Raw genomic sequence first — 19,070 nt, forward strand, 5'->3', positions numbered from 1 at the left:
CGCCCGGCCGGCCCGGCTTTGCGGACGGCCGGATCGGTCGGGACGCGGACCACGGCCGACGTGTCGATCAGGCGGTGACCGGACTCACCGCCGGTAGCAACGCGACTACGGCAGGTGGGTCGGGGCGAACATCTTGAGGGTGGCCGGGAGGACGACCACCGAGGGGCCGGGGGTGGTCAGGGCCTTCTTCAGGTCCGCCGTCAGGGACTCGGGCGTGGTCGTGGTCGACGGGATGCCGAAGGACGCGGCCAGGGCCGCGAAGTCCGGGCGGGTGAGGTCGGTGCCCGTCGCGCAGCCGTACTCGCGCAGGATGCCGTAGCCGCCGTCGTCCACGATCAGCCAGGTGACGTCCAGGTCGTGCTGGCGGGCGGTGGCCAGTTCGGCGATCGAGTACATCGCGCCGCCGTCGCCCGAGACGGCCAGGACCGGGGTGCCCGGTTCCGCGACGCAGGCGCCCAGCGCCGCCGGGAAGGCGTAGCCGAGGCCGCCGGCGCCCTGGGCGGAGTGCATCGTGTTGGGGTGGCGGGCGTCGAACGCGGACCAGGCCCAGTACGACAGGACCGTCATGTCCCAGAAGGACGGCGAGCGGGGCGGCAGGGCCGCGCGGACCGAGGCCAGCAGGGACCGCTCCAGGGCGACGTCCTGCGTGGAGAGGCGCTCCGCGATCTCCGCGAGGACCGCCGCGACGCGCGCGGGCGCGTCGGGGTCCCGGCGCTCGCCGACCGTCTCCAGCAGGGCCTGGAGCGCCAGGCGGGCGTCGGCGTGGATGCCGAGCGCCGCGTGGTTGGACTCCAGCTTGCCGAGGTCGGCCTCGATCTGGACGACCCGGCCCCCGGGGACGAACGTGTGGTAGTTCGAGGAGAGTTCGCCCAGACCGCTGCCGACGACCAGCAGGACGTCCGCGTCCTCCAGGAAGTCGGTCATGTGGCGGTCCTCCAGCCAGGACTGGAGGGAGAGGGGGTGCGTCCAGGGGAAGGCGCCCTTGCCGCCGAAGGTGGTGACCACCGGGGCGTCCAGGCGTTCGGCGAGCTGCCTGAGCTTGCCCGCCGCGTCCGCGCGGACCACGCCGCCGCCCGCGATGATCACCGGGCGGGCGGCGTTCTGCAGCCAGTGCGCGGCGAGCGCGGTGAGCTCCGGGCGCGGCGCCAGCTCGTGCGGGGTCGCGTCCATGCCCGTGACCTGCGGGATCACGGTCTCGGCGCGGAGTACGTCCTCCGGGATCTCCACCCACACCGGGCCGTGCGGGGCCGTGAGGGCCGATTCCCAGGCCTGCGCGACCGCCGTGGGGATCTGGGACGGCGTTCGGGCGACGTGGACGGACTTGACCACGTCGCGGAAGGAGGCGGCCTGGTCGCGCAGCTCGTGCAGGTGGCCGCGCCGGCCGCCGCCGAGACCGGCGCTCGGCACCTGGGAGGCGATCGCGAGGACCGGGGCGGAGGCGGCCGCCGCCTCCATCAGGGCCGGCAGGGCGGTCAGGGCGCCCGGGCCGGTGGACAGCAGCAGCGGGGTCGCCTCGCCGGTCATCCGGCCGTACGCGTCGGCGGCGAAGCCCGCGTTGTTCTCGACGCGGAGCCCGACCAGGCGCAGGTCGGAACGGCCGACCGCGTCGAACAGGGCGAGCGCGTGCTGCCCCGGCAGACCGAAGACGGTGGTCGCGCCGAGGCCGCACAGCGTCTCCACGACCAGGTCCCCGCCCGTACGGCCCGGTGGCGGCGCCAGGGCGGCCGCCGTCTGGGCCTCGGTGGGACGGAGTACCAGGTCGTGGTCGTGCGTCACGTGCGCCTACTCGCCCTTCGGGTTCGCCTTCGCCGCCGCGATCTGGCGGCTCATGATCGTGGTCAGCTCGTACGCGGTGTGCGAGGCCGCGACCGAGGTGATCTCGGCGTGATCGTACGCCGGGGCGACCTCGACCACGTCGGCGGAGACCAGGTTGCAGGAGGAGAGCCCGCGGATGATCTCCAGCAGCTCGCGGGAGGTCATGCCGCCCGCCTCGGGGGTGCCGGTGCCGGGCGCGTGGGCCGGGTCGAGCACGTCGATGTCGATGGAGATGTACAGCGGGCGGTCGCCGATGCGCTGGCGCAGCTGGTCGGCGATCTCGTCGGCGCCGCGGCGGTAGACGTCGGCGGAGGTGACGATGCCGAAGCCCATCTTGGCGTCGTCGTCGAGGTCCTGCTTGCCGTAGAGGGGGCCGCGGGTGCCGACGTGGGAGAGCGCCTCGGTGTCGAGGATGCCCTCCTCGACGGCACGGCGGAACGGCGTGCCGTGGGTGTACTCGGCGCCGAAGTAGGTGTCCCAGGTGTCCAGGTGCGCGTCGAAGTGGAGGAGCGCGACCGGGCCGTGCTTCTTGGCGACCGAGCGGAGGAGGGGGAGGGCGATGGTGTGGTCGCCGCCGAGGGTCATGAGGCGGGAGCCGGCGGAGAGGAGCTCGTCGGCGGCGGCCTCGACCGTCTCGACGGCCTCGTTGATGTTGAAGGGGTTCACGGCGATGTCACCGGCGTCGGCGACCTGCGCGAGGGCGAAGGGGGAGGCGTCCTGCGCGGGGTTGTACGGGCGCAGCAGGCGCGAGGCCTCACGGATGGCGTTGCCGCCGAAGCGGGCGCCGGGACGGTAGGACACACCCGAGTCGAAGGGCACGCCGACGACGGCGACGTCGGCGGAACCGACCTCGTCGAGGCGGGGCAGCCGGGCGAAGGTGGCGGGGCCCGCGTAGCGCGGGATGCGGGAGGAGTCGACGGGGCCGCGCGGCTGCGTGCTCATCGGGGTGGCCTTCCTGTGGGGTGTGCGGTGTTTCGAGCGTAAGCCGCGGGGCGGGCGGCACGAAGGGTACGTTTTATCCATACGGTCCTGCTGTTGTGTACGGAGCATCCATGCCCCCTTCCCGCCCCCGCCCCGGGCCCCGGCCCGCCCCGTCCGGCCCGGGCCCCGGCCCTGCGCCGCCGACCGGCGCGGGCCCGGCTGCCGTGCCGGGTACGGCGGGTGTGACGGTCGGAGGGCCGGTGCCGTCCGGAGGGTCCGTGGGCATCGGGGCCACGGGGGTGCCCGGGACGCCCGTGGCGCTCGCGGCGCTGGTCGGGGACCGGGAGCTGGGGCTGCGGCAGCTGGCCGGGCCCGTCGGGGGCGGGGTGCACGGGGTGCATGCCTCCGAGATGGCCGACCCCTCCCCGTACCTGCTCGGCGGCGAGCTGCTCCTGACCGCCGGAGCCGGCACCACCGGCGCCCACGAGGCGGGCAGCCGCCCCGGAACCGGCGGGGGGCTCGGCGCTGCTGGGGGCCCCGGGGGTGGCGGGGACGGGGGGTACGACCTGTACGTCGCTCGGCTGGTGGCGGCCGGGGTTGCCGCTCTCGGGTTCGGCGTGGCGCCCGTTCATGAGGAGGTGCCGGCCGGGCTGGTCGAGGCGTGTGCGCGGCACGGGCTGCCGCTGCTCGAGGTCCCGCCGCGCACCCCGTTCACCGCGGTCGCCCGCGCCGTCTGGCGGCTGATGGCCGAGGCCCGGACCCGCGAGCTGCGCCGGGTGACCGAGGCCCAGCAGGCCCTCGCGGCCGCCGCGGCCCGCCCCGACCCCGTCCCGGCGGTGCTGACCCGCCTCGCGGCGAGCCTCGGCGGCCACGTCGTGCTGCGGCCCGGCGGCCGGTCGGCGGGTGCCGCGCCACCGCCCGAGGCGTCGGGCGCGCTGCCCGCCCTCGACGCCCTGCTGGGCCGGGTCGGCGGCCCGGCCCAGGGCCCGGCGACCGCCACCGACCAGGCCGGCGGCTGGCACCTGGCCGCCTACGCCCTCGGGCGGCACGCCGCCCTGGGCACCGCCACCCCGGCCCGCGCCCCGGGTGACCACACCATCGCCTCGGTCGCGGCGGTCCTGCTGACCCTGCTCACCGCCGACCGGCCGGCCGGCGCCGAGGCCGCCTCGCTCGCCCGGCTGCTGCTGGGCGGCTCGCCCGCCGAGGCGCTGGGCCGGCCCGGCCCCTGGTACGCCGTCCATGCCCGCGGCGGCGCCGACCCGCAGGCCCTCGCCGCCGCGCTGGGGACCGTACTGGCGGATCCGGCGGGCCCCGTCGTCCGGCTCCTCACCGACCGCGAGCCGGTCCCCCAGCCCGGATGGCGGCTGGGGGTCAGCGCCCCGGCCGGGCCCGACGCACTGTCGGCCGCCGACGCGCAGGCCCGCCGCGCCCTGGAGCGGGCCGAGTCCGCCCGCGCCCCGGTCGCCCGGCACACCGACCCCGGCCTCTCGGGCCTGGTCGGCGAGGCCGAGGCCCGCGCCCACGCCGAGGCCCTGCTCGGGCCGCTCTCCCCCGTGCTGCGGGACACCCTGCGCGCCTGGCTGGCCCACCATGGCAGCTGGGACCGCACGGCGGCCGCCCTGGGGGTGCACCGCAACACGGTCCGCCAGCGGATCGCCCGCGCGGCGGCCCTCCTGGACCGGGACGTCGACGACGCCGACGTCCGCATGGAGCTGTGGTTCGCCCTGCGCCGGCCGCTCAGCGGTTGAAGGCGGGGAACGCGAAGCGCTGGGCTATCTTCAGGCCGTCGCCCTTGGCGTCCGTGCTGTTGACCGAGTAGACGAGGGTCCGGGACAGGTCGCGGGTGGCGGCGACGACCGTGTGGTAGCCGGGGCGGGCACCGGTCTTGCCCCAGATCTCCTTGCCGTTCACCTCCAGCCGCTGCAGGCCCGCGCCGCGCGTGGCGCCCGGGACGTCGGGGACCGTGAACATCTCCTGGAGCTGCGGTCCGGGGACGATCCGGCCGCGGAAGAGGGCGACGACGAAGCGTTCGAGGTCGCGGGTGGTGGAGATCATGTCGCCGGCGGCGAAGCGGTCGGACATGTTCCATTCGGTGACGTCGACGGTCTTGCCGCCGATCAGCTGGTAGCCGCGGTTGTGGGGGCCGTGGATGCGCGGATCGGTGCCCCGCGGGAAGGAGGTGGCGGTCATGCCGACGGGGCGGAAGATCCGCACCTCGGCCTGGTGGGCGTACTTGTCGCCGGTGACCTTCTCGATCAGCATGCCCAGGATCGTGTAGTTGATGTTGTTGTAGTCCTGCTGCGTGCCCGGGGCGAAGGCCGGGCCCTTGGCCACCCCGGCGGCGACCGACTGCTCCGGCGTGATCGTCTCGAAGCGGTGCGGGAACTCCTCCTCCACGGTGTCGCCGAAGGTGAGCCCGCCCTGGATGCCGCTGGTGAAGTTGAGCAGGTTCCGGACGGTGACCGGCTCGGTGAACGAGGCCGGGAGCAGGCCGGGAAGGTAGGCGCCGACGGGGGCGTTCAGGTCGACCTTCCCCTCGGCGGCGAGCTGGAGGACGAGGGCGGACGTGACCATCTTGGTGGTGGAGCCGGCCCGGAAGCGGGCGTCGGACAGGGCCGGGGCACCGGTCCGCAGGTCGCGTACGCCCGCGCTGCCCGTCCAGCGGCCCTCCCCGCCGACGCGGATCAGCGCGGCGGTCGCGTCCTGGTCCGGCAGCCCGGCGATGGCGGCGCGCAGCGCAGCGACGTCGGGCCCGCGCCGGGCGTCGGCGACCGCCCCGGAGCCGTCGCCGGTACGGTCGCCGGCACCGGCACCGGCGACGGCGACGGTCGCGGCCGGCGCGGGTCCGGTCGCGGCCAGCGCGGTGGCGGTCATGGGCCCCGCCGTCAGGCCGAGCAGGAGGACGGCGGCCAGGGCGGTACGGGTACGGCGGTTCACGGGCAGCTCCCGGTGATCGGTACGCGGCGTTCGACGATCCGGCGACAATGGCGCGGTCGTCGTGGACACCTTCCATCGTGGTGATCACCGAAGGCCTGCGGATCCTCCGCGCAGACGACCCGCGCGGGCCCCGTCCCCTGGGGGTCGCCCGGCCCCGGCTCTCAGGGGTTCCCCTGACCTCCGGCTCTGGACAGTGGCCATAACCCGCCGGTAACTTGTATATGAGCAAGCGCTTAGACATGGGCGGCGGAGCGCCGCGACCGAAGGGAGTCCGGCCGTGCGCCGTACCGTTTTCAACGAGGACCACGAGGCGTTCCGCGAGACGATCCGCGCCTTCATCGAGGCCGAGGTCGTCCCCGTCTACGACGAGTGGTTCGCCGCCGGCCAGGCGCCGCGCGACTTCTACCACCAGCTCGGCGAGCTGGGCGTCTTCGGCATCAACGTCCCCGAGGAGTTCGGCGGCGCGGGCCTGGACACCCACAAGTTCGAGGCCGTCCTCTACGAGGAGACCTCCCGCGCGGGCGTGAACTTCGGCGGCTCCGGCGTGCACGTGCTGCTCGCCCTGCCCTACATCAAGATGCTCGCCACCGATGAGCAGAAGAAGCGTTTCCTTCCGAAGTTCGTCTCCGGCGAGGAGATGTGGGCGCTGGCGATGACCGAGCCGGGCACCGGCTCCGACGTCGCGGGCATGAAGACCACCGCCAAGCTCTCCGAGGACGGCACGCACTACGTCCTCAACGGCGCCAAGACCTTCATCACCGGCGGCGTGCACGCCGACCGCGTCATCGTCTGCGCCCGCACCTCGGCCCCGAGCGAGGACGACCGCCGCTTCGGCATCTCCCTCTTCGCCGTGGACACCAAGTCCGAGGGCTACTCCATCGGCCGCAAGCTCGACAAGCTGGGCCTGAAGACCTCCGACACCGCCGAGCTGGCGTTCGTCGACGTCAAGGTCCCCGTCGAGGACCTGCTCGGCGAGGAGGGCAAGGGCTTCTACTACCTCGGCCACAACCTGGCCTCCGAGCGCTGGGGCATCGCCTTCGGCGCGTACGCCCAGGCCGCCGCGGCCGTCCGGTTCGCCCAGCAGTACGTGACGGAGCGCACCGTCTTCGGCAAGCCGGTCTCCCACTTCCAGAACACCAAGTTCGAGCTGGCCGCCTGCCAGGCCGAGGTGGACGCCGCGCAGGCCGTCGCCGACCGCGCCCTGGAGGCCCTGGACGCCGGCGAGCTGACCCCGGCCGAGGCCGCCTCCGCGAAGCTGTTCTGCACCGAGGTCGCGCACCGCGTCATCGACCGCTGCCTCCAGCTGCACGGCGGCTACGGCTACATGAACGAGTACCCGATCGCCCGCCTGTACGCCGACAACCGCGTCAACCGCATCTACGGCGGCACCAGCGAGATCATGAAGTCGATCATCGCCAAGTCGATGGGTCTGTAAGTCGCCTTGAGCGAGGCACTCACCGATCTCCTCGATCTGCTCGACCTGGAGCAGATCGAGGAGAACATCTTCCGCGGCACCAGCAGGACCTCCCTGGTGCCGCGCGTGTTCGGCGGGCAGGTCGCGGCGCAGGCCATGGTCGCGGCCGGCCGGACCGTACCCGCCGACCGCACGGCGCACTCGCTGCACTCGTACTTCCTGCGGGCCGGTGACCCCGGCGCGCCGATCGTCTACTCGGTCGACCGGATCCGCGACGGGCAGTCCTTCACCACCCGCCGGGTCGTCGCCGTGCAGCACGGGCAGCCGATCTTCCACCTCTCGGCGTCGTTCCAGACGTACGAGGAGGGGCTGGACCACCAGGCGCTCATGCCGCAGGCCCCGGACCCGGAGACCCTGCCGACGGCCGCCGAGTCGCTCCCGCACTACCGGGACATCTTCCGCGACCCGGGCACGGTGGAGCGGCTGATCGACGCGCGCGGCGCGGTTGACCTGCGCTACGCCACGACTCCGCCGTGGGGCAGCGTCGGCGAACCCCTTCAGCCGCGCTCGCAGGTGTGGTTCCGTACGGCGGGCAAGCTCGCCGACGACCCGATGCTGCACATCTGCCTGGCCACGTACGTGTCCGACATGACGCTGCTCGACGCGGTGCTGCTCGCGCACGGGCGCGGCGGCTGGGCGGTCGGGGACGTGGTCGGCGCCTCCCTGGACCACGCGATGTGGTTCCACCGCCCGTTCCGGGCCGACGAATGGCTGCTGTACGACCAGGAGTCGCCCTCCGCCCACGGCGGCCGGGGGCTCGGTCAGGCCCGTATCTGGACCCAGGACGGCCGGCTGGCCGTGACCGTCATCCAGGAGGGCGTGGTGCGCGTCCCGCGCGCCTGACGCCCGGCCGCGACCGGGCCCGGTCCCCGAACCGGGCCCGGCCTCACCACCACTGACCGCCCCTCAGTCGCCTCAGCCGCCCCGTCCCTCAGTCCCACCAGAAGCCCCAGTACCCGGAACCCGCGACGGCCTCGTCCGCGTACGCCCGCACGCTGCCGGAGCCCTGCCAGACGTTGTCGGGGCAGAAGGCGAAGTGCTCGGCGGCGACCGGGAGCGCCCCGGCCGTCGTCCGGGGCGGGGCCGCCACCGACACGTGGAGTTCGTCGAAGCCGAGGGCGACGACGCGGGCGCCGAAGCGGTCCTCCCAGGAACGCAGGACGGTGCTGATCAGAGCCGTGTCGGCGACATGGTTCACCGGCCCGCGCCAGCCCATCGCGGTGGGTACGTCGGCGCCCCGGCCGGCGGGTATCAGCGCCAGCCGGGGGCTCGGCAGGGCGCCGTCCCGGATCAGCTCGTCGGCCAGGGCGACGGCCGCCCCGTCCGGGTCCTCCTCCCCCGCGGCCCCGTGCTCCGCGAGCCCGGGCCAGTCGCGGCCGAAGGGGGCTATGAGCCCCGCGCCGTCGGGCCCCTCGCCCTCCTCGGGGTCGGGCACGACCCCGGCCCACCACGTGCGCAGGACCGGCTCGACATGGTGGTCGTCGGGGTCGGACATGGAGGCGGGGCTCAGCTCGTCGCGGGTCCACCAGCTCTCCAGGCCGCGCCGCTCCTGGAACAGCACCGCCTGGAGGCCGGCGGCCGCCAGGGCGGGGCTGCGGGCGGCGGCGAGCGCGCCGACGCCCACGGGCGCGTCGGACACCCACAGCAGCGGCTCGCGGCGGCTGCGCGGCCACCGCCGCCCGCCGGGGCGCGCCAGGAGCGTGCCCGGCGGCAACTCCAGGTCCAGGGACCGGCCGTGCGGGTCGTCGGCCAGGACCGACAGCGGGTTCTGTTCCTTCGGCGGATTCGTCACGCCTTCGACGCTAACGGCCGCCACTGACAACGCCCGCGCGCCGCACGGACCGTGACGACACGCCTTAGTGCCCGGGCTTCGCCTTGAGCTTGGCCCAGACCGACTCCAGCGCGGCTATGTCCGCGTCGTCGAGACGGTCGTCGAACACCTCGGCCAGGGCTTCGCGGCGGGTGGCGTCGGCCTCGGCGAACGCGCGGCGGCCGGCCTCGGTGAGGGCGATCCCCACGGACCGGGCGTCCGTCGGGGAGGGAACCCGCTCGACCAGGCCGCGGGCCCGCAGGGCGTCGGCGACCCGGGAGACCTGGCTGCGGCTGAGCAGGGTCCTGGCACCCAGCTCGGAGGGGGCGACCGGCTCGCGCCGGACGCTCAGCCACAGCATGACCTCGAACCACGACAACGGAAGGTCGTGGCGGCGCGTGAGGGCCTGGTCGACGCGTGCGGTGAGCGTGGTGCCGGCCCAGACCAGCCCGTAGAAGGCGTGGTCGCGCGGGGTGAGGCCGTCCAGGTTGAGTTCGTCGTGCGCCATGACACGAGGATACCCGGGTTGCGTGCACACGCACACAAAGTTAATGTGTGTGTGCACGCACAAATCTAGGGAGTCTTCCATGACCACGAACAGCACCGGGACCACCAAGACCGTCCTCATCACCGGCACCTCCTCCGGCATCGGCCTGGCCGCCGCGGTCGCCGCCGCCAGGGCGGGCTGGCTGGCCATCGCCACCATGCGCGACACCGGCCGGGCCGACGCCCTCCTCAAGGCTGCCGAGGAGGCCGGGGTCAGCGACCTCGTGCAGGTCAAACGGCTGGACGTGACCGACGCGGACTCCGTCGCCGCCTGCGTGGCCGAGGTCGTCGCCGAACACGGCCACCTCGACGCGGTCGTGAACAACGCGGGCGCCGGCTTCGTCGGCACCATCGAGCAGCACGGCATGGACAAGCTGCGGGAGGTCATGGAGGTCAACTTCTTCGGCGTCGCCGAACTCACCCGGGCCGCGCTCCCCCACCTGCGCGCCTCGGGCGGCCGGGTCATCACCGTGACCAGCGTCGGCGGCATCGTCGGCCAGCCGTTCAACGAGTCCTACTGCGCGGCGAAGTTCGCCGTCGAGGGCTTCATGGAGGCCCTCGCCCCGGTCGCCGCGTCCGCGGGCGTCCAGGTGGCCGTCGTCGAACCGGGCGCCGTCTCCAGCGAGTTCGTCAACAACGTCGGCCTCGACATCCCGGCCCTGCTCGCGGCGGCCGGGCCGTACGCCCCGGCGCTCCAGGGCTACATCGACCACGTCCTGGCGGTGTTCGGGGCGGACACCGCCCAGACCCCGGAGCAGGCCGCGGCGCCGGTCGTCGAGGCACTGACCGCCGAGACGATGCCGTTCCGGATCCAGACCTCCGACTGGGCCCGCGACTTCGTGGCCCGCAAGCTCACGGACCTCGACGGCTCGGCCGTACAGACCGAGATGACCGCCTGGCTCGGCTAGTGCCATGAGGCAGCCACGGCCAAGGCCCCCGGGCCGCCGGCGTCGTGCCGGAGGCCCGCGGGGCGGGCCTACAGCAGGCCCGCCGCCGACAGCAGGTACGCCACCATCGGGTCGTAGAAGCGCGGGTCGCGCACGTGGTCGTCCAGCGGGACCGCGACCTGGAGGGTGCCCTCCACCTCACCGATGAACAGGGCGGGGTCGTTGCAGTCGGCGTAGCCGACGGCGTCCAGGCCCCGCTGGGCCGCGCAGCCCGCCCAGCCGTGGTCGGCGACGACCAGATCGGGCTGCGGACGGTTCTCGGCGGCCAGGCCGTCGAGGATCGCGGCCATCGGCTCCGGCGAGTGGGTGTGCCACAGCGTCGCGCCCCGCTCCTGGACGGCGACGTCGGCGACCTGCCACACCGAGCCCTCGTCGGCGGTCAGGCCGCGCGGGATCACCACGATCTCGCAGCCGGCGGCCCGCAGCGCGGCCGCGGTCGCGCGGTGGACGTCCAGGAGCCCACCCGGGTGACCCGTGGCGAACAGCACGCTCTGCTGGTCCAGCGCGGCCTTGCGCAGGCGCGCCGCCATCCGCTCCAGACCGTCGGCCGTGAGCTCCGGGTCGATGGTGTCCTGGCCGAAGCGGTGGGAGGGGTCGTCCACGACGCCGACCCGCTCGGCCATGACCGCGAGGACGTCCTGCTCGTCCGTCCAGCGGTCGCCGAGCTCCAGGCCGAGCCAGTAGTGGCGGTCGCCGTTCGCGAGCTTGCGGTAGTGGGAGAGGTTGTTCTCCCGCGGGGTGGCGACCTGCCCCGCGATCCGAGTGCGGACCAGGTGGTCGACGAGTTCGGCGCGGCTGGGTACGGACGTCTCAATCGGCTCTATCGGCATGATGCATATTCTGCCGTCGCCGCGCCCGGGGCGCGGCCTGCCGTCCCATCAACCGGACAGCGCGGCAAAGGATCCGTGCGCCAGCCGGCGCAGCAGCGACTCCGTCGCCGCCCGCCCCAGCGACCCCAGGTGCGGGGTCGAGTTCAGCAGGCCGAAGACCGCGTGCACCGCGACCCGGGTCTCCGCCTCCGGCACCTCGGGGTGCAGCTCCCGTACGACCTCCACCCACAGCTCGACGTACTGCCGCTGGAGCTGGCGCACCAGTTTGCGGTCGGCCTCGCGCAGCCGGTCCAGCTCGCGGTCGTGCACGGTGATCAGCGCCCGGTCGTCGAGCGCGAAGTCGATGTGGCCGTCGATCAGGGAGGACAGGACGGCCGCCGGGCCGCCCGCGGCCTCGGCCACGCGGCGGCGGCCGCCGGTCAGCAGCCGCTCGCTGATGCCGACCAGCAGCTCGGCCAGCATCGCGTCCTTGCCCGCGAAGTGCCGGTACAGGCCGGGGCCGCTGATGCCCACCGCGGCCCCTATCTCGTCCACGCCCACGCCGTGGAATCCGCGCTCGGCGAAGAGGCGGGCAGCCTCGCTGAGGATCTGCTCGCGACGGGTGGGGGCGGCCGCTGAAGTGCTCATGGGAATCCATTCTAGACAGGGCCGTTAGCGGTCGTTAACCTGGCCGTGTACGCGTTAACGCTCATTAACCGAGCAAGGGAGCTCGAGCGATGCAGCAGGCACCAGTGCTTCACAGCGCCGCCGATCCGGCGTCCGAGGCCTGGCGGACCAACGAGGCCGCCCACCAGGAGCTCGCGGAGGGCCTGCGCGCCCGGCTCGCGGCGGCCCGCGAGGGGGGCGGGGAGAAGGCCCGCGCCCGCCACACGGCCCGCGGGAAGCTGCTCCCCCGCGACCGTGTCGACACCCTCCTCGACCCCGGCTCGCCCTTCCTGGAGCTGGCCCCGCTGGCCGCCGAGGGCATGTACGGGGGCGCCGCCCCGGCGGCCGGTGTGATCGCCGGCATCGGGCGGGTCAGCGGCCGCGAGTGCGTGGTCGTCGCGAACGACGCCACCGTCAAGGGCGGCACCTACTACCCGATGACGGTCAAGAAGCACCTGCGCGCCCAGGAGGTCGCGCTGGAGAACAGGCTCCCCTGCCTCTACCTCGTCGACTCCGGCGGCGCCTTCCTGCCCATGCAGGACGAGGTCTTCCCCGACCGCGAGCACTTCGGCCGCATCTTCTACAACCAGGCCCGGATGTCCGGCGCCGGCATCCCGCAGATCGCCGCCGTGCTCGGCTCCTGCACCGCGGGCGGCGCGTACGTGCCGGCGATGAGCGACGAGGCCGTCATCGTCCGCGGCCAGGGCACGATCTTCCTGGGCGGCCCGCCGCTGGTGAAGGCCGCCACCGGCGAGGTCGTCACGGCCGAGGAGCTCGGCGGCGGCGAGGTCCACTCCCGGATCTCCGGCGTGACCGACCACCTCGCGGAGGACGACGCGCACGCGCTGCGGATCGTACGGAACATCGTGGCGACCCTGCCCGCGCGCGGGGCGCTGCCCTGGAAGGTCGAGGCGCCCGAGGAGCCGAAGGTGGACCCGTACGGGCTCTACGGCGCCGTCCCGGTCGACTCGCGCACCCCCTACGACGCCCGCGAGATCATCGCGCGGCTCGTGGACGGCTCCCGCTTCCAGGAGTTCAAGTCCGAGTTCGGCACGACCCTGGTCACCGGGTTCGCCCGGATCCACGGCCACCCGGTGGGGATCGTCGCCAACAACGGCATCCTCTTCTCCGAGTCCGCCCAGAAGGGCGCGCACTTCATCGAACTGTGCGACCAGCGCGGCATCCCCCTCCTCTTCCTCCAGAACATCTCCGGCTTCATGGTCGGCCGCGACTACGAGGCGGGCGGCATCGCCAAGCACGGCGCGAAGATGGTCACGGCCGTGGCCTGCACCCGGGTCCCGAAGCTGACCGTGGTCGTCGGCGGCTCCTACGGCGCGGGCAACTACTCGATGTGCGGGCGGGCGTACTCGCCCCGCTTCCTGTGGATGTGGCCCAACGCCAAGATCTCCGTGATGGGCGGCGAGCAGGCCGCCTCCGTGCTGGCCACGGTCAAGCGCGACCAGATCGAGGGCGCCGGGCAGGAGTGGGCGGCCGAGGAGGAGGACGCCTTCAAGGCGCCGATCCGGGCGCAGTACGACGAGCAGGGCAACGCGTACTACGCCACCGCCCGGCTGTGGGACGACGGGGTCATCGACCCGCTGGAGACCCGGCAGGTGGTGGGGCTCGCCCTGACCGCGTGCGCCAACGCCCCGCTGGGTGAGCCCGGCTTCGGCATCTTCCGAATGTGACGTGTGACGTGAGGACCTCTTCGATGTTCACGACTGTTCTGGTCGCCAACCGAGGCGAGATCGCGGTCCGCGTCATCCGCACGCTGCGGGCGCTGGGCGTACGGTCGGTGGCCGTCTTCAGCGACGCGGACGCCGACGCCCGGCACGTGCGGGAGGCCGACACGGCCGTCCGGATCGGCCCGGCGGCGGCCGCCGAGAGCTACCTGTCGGTGCCGAAGCTGATCGACGCGGCCCGGCGTACGGGAGCGCAGGCGATCCACCCGGGCTACGGCTTCCTGGCGGAGAACGCGGCCTTCGCGGCCGCCTGCGCCGAGGCCGGGCTGGCCTTCATCGGGCCGCCCGCCTCCGCGATCTCCCTGATGGGGGACAAGATCCGCGCCAAGGAGACGGTGAAGGCGGCGGGCGTGCCCGTGGTGCCCGGCTCCTCGGGCAGCGGCCTGACGGACGCGGAACTGGTCGCGGCCGCCGAGGAGATCGGCATGCCGGTGCTGCTGAAGCCCTCGGCGGGCGGCGGCGGCAAGGGCATGCGGCTGGTGCGCGACGCCGGCCTGCTGGCGGACGAGATCGCGGCGGCGCGCCGCGAGGCCCGCTCCTCGTTCGGCGACGACACGCTGCTGGTGGAGCGGTGGATCGACCGGCCGCGCCACATCGAGATCCAGGTGCTCGCCGACGCCCACGGCAACGTGGTCCACCTGGGCGAGCGCGAGTGCTCGCTGCAGCGCCGCCACCAGAAGGTCGTCGAGGAGGCGCCGAGCGTCCTGCTGGACGAGAAGACGCGTGCGGCGATGGGCGCGGCGGCGGTGGACGCGGCCCGCTCGTGCGGGTACGTCGGCGCGGGCACGGTGGAGTTCATCGTCCCGGGCGGGGACCCGTCCTCGTACTACTTCATGGAGATGAACACCCGCCTCCAGGTCGAGCACCCGGTGACGGAGCTGATCACCGGGCTGGACCTGGTGGAGCAGCAGCTGTGGGTGGCGGCGGGCGAGTCCCTCGGCTTCTCCCAGGACGACGTCACGCTCACCGGGCACGCGATCGAGGCCCGTGTCTGCGCGGAGGACCCGGCCCGCGGGTTCCTGCCGTCCGGCGGTACGGTCCTGGCCCTGTCCGAGCCGGACGGCGGCCCGGTGCGTACCGACTCGGGCCTGACGGCGGGTGTGCCGGTGGGGTCTACGTACGACCCGATGCTGTCGAAGGTCATCGTCCACGGGCCGGACCGGGCCAGTGCGCTGCGGATGCTGCGGGCGGCGCTGGCCGACACGGTGATCCTGGGCGTCCAGACCAACGCCGGGTTCCTGCGGCGGCTGCTGGCCCATCCGGACGTGGTCTCCGGTGACCTCGACACCGGTCTGGTCGAGCGCGACCTGGAGGGGCTGCTGCCGGAGGGTGTGCCGCCGGAGGTGTACGCCACCGCCGCGCTGCTGGCCGACCGGGGGCTGCGTGGCCACCGGGGCTCCGCCCCGGACCTCGGTCCTCGAACGCCGGACGGGCCGGACACGTGGGTCGATCCCTTCGACGCCGGCAACGGCTGGCGCCTGGGCGGCGTACCCGCCTGGACGGTCCACCACGTACGCCTCCCGGGCCGGGACCCGGTCGAGCTCCGGACCCGGACACTCGGTGCGGACACCGAACTGCTCCTGGCGGACGGCGCCGACCGTCCGGCCGCACCGGCCCGTGGCCGGATCGTCGCGTTCACCGCGGACGCGGTCACCGTCGAACTCGACGGCGTCACGCACCGCTTCGCCCACGCCGCCTCCCCTGAGGGGATCTGGCTGGGCCGGGACGGCGACAGCTGGCACGTCCAGCGGCACGACCCCGTCACCGCCAAGGGCGCGGCCGGCGGCGGCGCCGACACGCTCGCCGCCCCCATGCCGGGCACCGTCACCGTCGTGAAGGTCGCCGTCGGCGACCGGGTGAGCGCCGGTCAGAGCCTGCTCGTCGTCGAGGCGATGAAGATGGAGCACGTCATCTCCGCCCCGCACGCCGGCACCGTCAGCGAGCTCGACGTGACCCCCGGCACGACCGTCGCCATGGACCAGGTGCTGGCCGTGGTCACCCCGGACGAGGACGAGGAGGGCGCATGACCGGCCTGCCCATGACCGTGCCCGCCCCCGAGCTGCCGGCCCGGGTCCGTATCCATGAGGTCGGCGCCCGCGACGGCCTGCAGAACGAGAAGTCGGTCGTCCCCGTCGAGGTGAAGGCCGAGTTCATCCACCGGCTGGCCGCCGCCGGGCTGACCACCATCGAGGCGACCAGCTTCGTGCACCCCAAGTGGGTCCCGCAGCTCGCCGACGCCGAGCAGCTGCTGCCGCTCCTGGCCGACGTACGGGCGGACCTGCCGGTGCTCGTGCCCAACGAGCGGGGTCTGGAGCGGGCGCTGGCCCAGGGGGTGACCCGGATCGCCGTCTTCGGCTCCGCCACCGAGACCTTCGCCGCCCGCAACCTCAACCGCACGGTCGACGAGTCCCTCGCGATGTTCGAGCCGGTGGTCGCCCGGGCCAAGCAGTCCGCCGGCGGACCGGTGCACGTCCGCGGCTACCTGTCCATGTGCTTCGGCGACCCCTGGGAGGGCCCGGTCCCGGTCCACCAGGTGGTCCGGGTCGCCAAGGCGCTGATCGACCTCGGCTGCGACGAACTGAGCCTGGGCGACACCATCGGCGTCGCCACCCCCGGGCACGTCCAGGAGCTGCTGAGCAGCCTCAACGAGCAGGGCGTGGGCACCGACCGGATCGGCGTGCACTTCCACGACACCTACGGCCAGGCCCTGTCCAACACCCTGGCCGCCCTCCAGCACGGCGTCACCACCGTCGACGCCTCCGCCGGCGGCCTCGGCGGCTGCCCCTACGCCAAGAGCGCCACCGGGAACCTCGCCACCGAGGACCTGGTGTGGATGCTCGACGGCCTCGGCATCGAGACCGGGGTCGACCTGGCCGCCCTCACCGCCACGAGCGTGTGGATGGCCGAGCGGCTGGGCCGTCCCAGCCCGTCCCGCACCGTCCGCGCCCTCTCCCACAAGGAGTAAGAGACCCATGTCCCTCGACCACCGGCTCACCCCCGAGCACGAGGAACTCCGTCGCACCGTCGAGGAGTTCGCGCACGACGTCGTCGCTCCGAAGATCGGCGACTTCTACGAGCGGCACGAGTTCCCGTACGAGATCGTCCGCGAGATGGGCCGCATGGGCCTGTTCGGCCTGCCGTTCCCGGAGGAGTACGGCGGCATGGGCGGCGACTACCTCGCCCTCGGCATCGCCCTGGAGGAGCTCGCCCGGGTCGACTCCTCGGTCGCCATCACCCTGGAGGCCGGCGTCTCGCTCGGCGCGATGCCGATCTACCGCTTCGGTTCCGAGGAGCAGAAGCGGCAGTGGCTGCCGAAGATGTGCTCCGGCGAGGTGCTGGGCGCGTTCGGCCTGACCGAGCCGGGCGCGGGCTCCGACGCCGGCGGGACCCGCACCACCGCCGTCAAGGACGGCGACGAGTGGGTGATCAACGGCTCGAAGTGCTTCATCACCAACTCCGGTACGGACATCACCGGGCTGGTCACGGTCACGGCCGTGACGGGCCGTACCGAGGACGGCCGTCCGCTGATCTCCTCGATCATCGTGCCGTCGGGCACCCCCGGCTTCACGGTGGCCGCCCCGTACTCCAAGGTCGGCTGGAACGCCTCGGACACCCGCGAGCTGTCCTTCGACGGCGTACGGGTCCCGCTGGCGAACCTGGTGGGCGAGGAGGGCCGCGGCTACGCGCAGTTCCTGCGGATCCTGGACGAGGGCCGGATCGCCATCTCCGCGCTCGCCACGGGCCTTGCGCAGGGCTGTGTGGACGAGTCGGTGAAGTACGCGAAGGAACGGCACGCCTTCGGGAAGGCCATCGGCGACAACCAGGCCATCCAGTTCAAGCTGGCCGACATGGAGATGCGCGCCCACATGGCCCGCATCGGCTGGCGCGACGCGGCCTCCCGGCTGGTCCTCGGTGAGCCGTTCAAGAAGGAGGCGGCGATCGCGAAGCTGTACTCCTCGACGGTGGCCGTGGACAACGCCCGTGAGGCCACGCAGATCCACGGCGGGTACGGGTTCATGAACGAGTACCCGGTGGCCCGGATGTGGCGCGATTCCAAGATCCTGGAGATCGGCGAGGGCACCAGCGAGGTGCAGCGCATGCTGATCGCCCGCGAGCTGGGCTTCGCCGGCTAGGCGTACGGTGCACGGTCGGGCGCCGGGGTGCACCACCCGGCGCCCGGATGGCCGGATTTCGCCGGTCGGCGAGCGGTCGGTGCGAGGTGGCCCGAAAAAAACTTAGGGCCCCCTTATCGTTTTCGGCCAAGGTTAGGCTAACCTTCCCTCCGAACGGCCCAGTGGCCGCCCGGCACGCACGAAAACGGACACCGACATGCCCAAGTCCCGCAGTTCCCTCCTCACCCGCCGCGGTCTGATCGCGGCCGGCGGCGCCCTCGGCCTCGTCGCGACGCTCACCGCCTGCGGTGGCTCCGACAAGAAGGCCGACGCGGACGCCAAGGACAAGGGCGCGGCGGCCTCGGGCCCCTGGACGTTCAAGGACGACCTGGGCAAGGACATCAGCCTGAAGGCCAAGCCGAAGAACATCGTCGCGTTCACCGGCACCGCGGCCGCGCTGCACGACTACGGCGTGCCGGTCAAGGGCGTGTTCGGCCCGACCAAGACGGCCGACGGCAAGCCCGACATCCAGGCCGGCTCGATGGACATCTCCAAGGTCGAGATCCTCGGCAACGTCTACGACGAGTTCAACGTCGAGAAGTACGCCGCCCTCCAGCCCGAGCTGCTGGTCACCAACACCTGGGACGGCACGTACTGGTACGTCCCGGAGGCCTCCAAGGACAAGATCCTGAAGCTGGCCCCGGCCGCCGCGATCTCCACCGGCGGCGACGCCACCCTCGACAAGTCCCTGCAGCGCACCGCCGAGCTCGCGCAGGCCCTGGGCGCCGACCTGAACGCCAAGTCCACCGTGGACGCCAAGGCCCGCTTCGAGGCCGCCGCCGCCAAGGTCCGCGAGGCCACCAAGGCCAACCCGGGCGTCAAGGTGCTCGTCGGCTCCGGCTCGGACCAGCTCTTCTACGTCTCCACCCCGAAGACCTCGGCCGACCTGAAGTACTTCGAGACCCTGGGCGTCGAGTTCGTCACCCCGGAGCAGGACAAGCTGGACGCCGGCGGCTTCTTCGAGAGCCTCAGCTGGGAGAACGCCGGCAAGTACAAGGCCGACGTCATCCTCCTCGACAACCGCACGGCCACCCTGCAGCCGGAGCAGCTGAAGGACAAGCCGACCTGGGCCGAGCTGCCCGCCGTCAAGGCCGGCCAGGTCACCCCGCGCGTGACCGAGCCGATCTACTCGTACGCCAAGTGCGCCCAGATCCTCGAGGACCTCGCCAAGGCCATCCAGAACGCCAAGAAGGTCGGCTGACCGCTCCAACCGCACTCGGGGGAACTCACC

16 protein-coding genes are annotated in these 19,070 nt (G+C 73.3%); 9 read left to right on the forward strand and 7 right to left on the reverse strand.

Annotated features, from left to right (window positions below; all coding sequences use genetic code 11):
• Positions 1-105: 105 nt before the first annotated feature.
• Together ACZ6KO_RS12140 and speB are read right to left on the reverse strand one after the other, a co-directional pair.
• Positions 106-1,776, reverse strand: coding sequence for a thiamine pyrophosphate-binding protein (locus ACZ6KO_RS12140; RefSeq protein ID WP_469303344.1), 1,671 nt, complete (start codon positions 1,774-1,776; stop codon positions 106-108).
• Positions 1,777-1,782: 6 nt separating this feature from the next.
• A complete protein-coding gene (speB, locus tag ACZ6KO_RS12145) occupies positions 1,783-2,757 on the reverse strand; it encodes an agmatinase (protein ID WP_319724128.1) in 975 nt (324 codons plus the stop codon).
• 110 nt (positions 2,758-2,867) lie between these two features.
• Between speB and ACZ6KO_RS12150 the strand changes: the two genes are divergently transcribed.
• Positions 2,868-4,484 (forward strand): helix-turn-helix domain-containing protein, encoded by a 1,617-nt coding sequence (locus ACZ6KO_RS12150; RefSeq protein WP_469303349.1) that lies wholly within the window; start codon positions 2,868-2,870, stop codon positions 4,482-4,484.
• Here the strand turns inward: ACZ6KO_RS12150 and ACZ6KO_RS12155 are convergent.
• Positions 4,474-5,673 carry a serine hydrolase domain-containing protein gene (locus ACZ6KO_RS12155; RefSeq protein WP_469303351.1) on the reverse strand — a complete coding sequence of 400 codons (1,200 nt, stop codon included), beginning with the start codon at positions 5,671-5,673 and terminating at the stop codon, positions 4,474-4,476. The two genes, ACZ6KO_RS12150 and ACZ6KO_RS12155, sit on opposite strands and share 11 nt — an antisense overlap.
• Positions 5,674-5,950: 277 nt before the next feature.
• Between ACZ6KO_RS12155 and ACZ6KO_RS12160 the strand changes: the two genes are divergently transcribed.
• Both ACZ6KO_RS12160 and ACZ6KO_RS12165 read left to right on the forward strand, forming a co-directional pair.
• Positions 5,951-7,108: an acyl-CoA dehydrogenase family protein gene (locus tag ACZ6KO_RS12160; RefSeq protein ID WP_469303354.1), complete on the forward strand. Its 1,158-nt coding sequence runs from the start codon at positions 5,951-5,953 to the stop codon at positions 7,106-7,108.
• A 6-nt stretch (positions 7,109-7,114) separates the two neighbouring features.
• Entirely contained in the window at positions 7,115-7,990 is an 876-nt protein-coding gene (locus tag ACZ6KO_RS12165) for an acyl-CoA thioesterase (protein ID WP_469303356.1), read from the forward strand.
• A gap of 88 nt (positions 7,991-8,078) precedes the next feature.
• On the opposite strand, the gene ACZ6KO_RS12170 is transcribed toward ACZ6KO_RS12165, so the two are convergent.
• Entirely contained in the window at positions 8,079-8,939 is an 861-nt protein-coding gene (locus ACZ6KO_RS12170) for a DUF4253 domain-containing protein (RefSeq protein WP_469303358.1), read from the reverse strand.
• Between the two features lie 64 nt (positions 8,940-9,003).
• The gene (locus tag ACZ6KO_RS12175) at positions 9,004-9,465 is read right to left on the reverse strand and encodes a MarR family winged helix-turn-helix transcriptional regulator (protein WP_469303360.1); all 462 of its coding nucleotides are present in this window, start codon (positions 9,463-9,465) and stop codon (positions 9,004-9,006) included.
• A gap of 79 nt (positions 9,466-9,544) precedes the next feature.
• Here ACZ6KO_RS12175 and ACZ6KO_RS12180 point away from each other — a divergent pair, with 79 nt between their 5' ends.
• On the forward strand, positions 9,545-10,411 hold the full coding sequence (locus ACZ6KO_RS12180; RefSeq protein WP_469303362.1) for an SDR family NAD(P)-dependent oxidoreductase: 867 nt from the start codon (positions 9,545-9,547) through the stop codon (positions 10,409-10,411).
• Positions 10,412-10,479: 68 nt separating this feature from the next.
• Here ACZ6KO_RS12180 and ACZ6KO_RS12185 read toward each other — a convergent pair whose 3' ends face one another.
• On the reverse strand, positions 10,480-11,280 hold the full coding sequence (locus tag ACZ6KO_RS12185) for a phosphatase (RefSeq protein WP_469303365.1): 801 nt from the start codon (positions 11,278-11,280) through the stop codon (positions 10,480-10,482).
• 48 nt (positions 11,281-11,328) lie between these two features.
• Positions 11,329-11,907: an SACE_7040 family transcriptional regulator gene (locus ACZ6KO_RS12190; RefSeq protein WP_469303367.1), complete on the reverse strand. Its 579-nt coding sequence runs from the start codon at positions 11,905-11,907 to the stop codon at positions 11,329-11,331.
• Positions 11,908-11,996: 89 nt separating this feature from the next.
• On the opposite strand from ACZ6KO_RS12190, the gene ACZ6KO_RS12195 reads away from it, so the two are divergent.
• From ACZ6KO_RS12195 to ACZ6KO_RS12215, 5 genes are all read left to right on the forward strand, one after another.
• A complete protein-coding gene (locus tag ACZ6KO_RS12195; RefSeq protein ID WP_469303369.1) occupies positions 11,997-13,613 on the forward strand; it encodes a carboxyl transferase domain-containing protein in 1,617 nt (538 codons plus the stop codon).
• 23 nt (positions 13,614-13,636) lie between these two features.
• Positions 13,637-15,694 carry an acetyl/propionyl/methylcrotonyl-CoA carboxylase subunit alpha gene (locus ACZ6KO_RS12200; RefSeq protein ID WP_469303371.1) on the forward strand — a complete coding sequence of 686 codons (2,058 nt, stop codon included), beginning with the start codon at positions 13,637-13,639 and terminating at the stop codon, positions 15,692-15,694.
• Complete coding sequence (locus ACZ6KO_RS12205; RefSeq protein ID WP_469303373.1) at positions 15,691-16,632, forward strand: hydroxymethylglutaryl-CoA lyase; 942 nt, start codon at positions 15,691-15,693, stop codon at positions 16,630-16,632. The genes ACZ6KO_RS12200 and ACZ6KO_RS12205 overlap by 4 nt, the downstream gene beginning before the upstream one ends.
• 7 nt (positions 16,633-16,639) lie before the next feature.
• Positions 16,640-17,800, forward strand: a complete 1,161-nt coding sequence (locus ACZ6KO_RS12210; protein WP_469303375.1) for an acyl-CoA dehydrogenase family protein — start codon at positions 16,640-16,642, stop codon at positions 17,798-17,800.
• Between the two features lie 196 nt (positions 17,801-17,996).
• Complete coding sequence (locus ACZ6KO_RS12215; RefSeq protein ID WP_469303377.1) at positions 17,997-19,040, forward strand: ABC transporter substrate-binding protein; 1,044 nt, start codon at positions 17,997-17,999, stop codon at positions 19,038-19,040.
• Positions 19,041-19,070: the final 30 nt, after the last annotated feature.

The organism is Streptomyces sp. NPDC042102 (genome assembly GCF_055582305.1).

Bases quoted from the DNA above. Each gene is read 5' to 3' on its own strand.
- speB (WP_319724128.1), bottom strand. From the start codon at position 2,757: ATGAGCACGCAGCCGCGCGGCCCCGTCGACTCCTCCCGCATCCCGCGC.
- ACZ6KO_RS12150 (WP_469303349.1), top strand. From the start codon at position 2,868: ATGCCCCCTTCCCGCCCCCGCCCCGGGCCCCGGCCCGCCCCGTCCGGC.
- ACZ6KO_RS12175 (WP_469303360.1), bottom strand. From the start codon at position 9,465: ATGGCGCACGACGAACTCAACCTGGACGGCCTCACCCCGCGCGACCAC.
- ACZ6KO_RS12180 (WP_469303362.1), top strand. From the start codon at position 9,545: ATGACCACGAACAGCACCGGGACCACCAAGACCGTCCTCATCACCGGC.
- ACZ6KO_RS12185 (WP_469303365.1), bottom strand. From the start codon at position 11,280: ATGCCGATAGAGCCGATTGAGACGTCCGTACCCAGCCGCGCCGAACTC.
- ACZ6KO_RS12190 (WP_469303367.1), bottom strand. From the start codon at position 11,907: ATGAGCACTTCAGCGGCCGCCCCCACCCGTCGCGAGCAGATCCTCAGC.
- ACZ6KO_RS12195 (WP_469303369.1), top strand. From the start codon at position 11,997: ATGCAGCAGGCACCAGTGCTTCACAGCGCCGCCGATCCGGCGTCCGAG.
- ACZ6KO_RS12200 (WP_469303371.1), top strand. From the start codon at position 13,637: ATGTTCACGACTGTTCTGGTCGCCAACCGAGGCGAGATCGCGGTCCGC.
- ACZ6KO_RS12205 (WP_469303373.1), top strand. From the start codon at position 15,691: ATGACCGGCCTGCCCATGACCGTGCCCGCCCCCGAGCTGCCGGCCCGG.
- ACZ6KO_RS12210 (WP_469303375.1), top strand. From the start codon at position 16,640: ATGTCCCTCGACCACCGGCTCACCCCCGAGCACGAGGAACTCCGTCGC.
- ACZ6KO_RS12215 (WP_469303377.1), top strand. From the start codon at position 17,997: ATGCCCAAGTCCCGCAGTTCCCTCCTCACCCGCCGCGGTCTGATCGCG.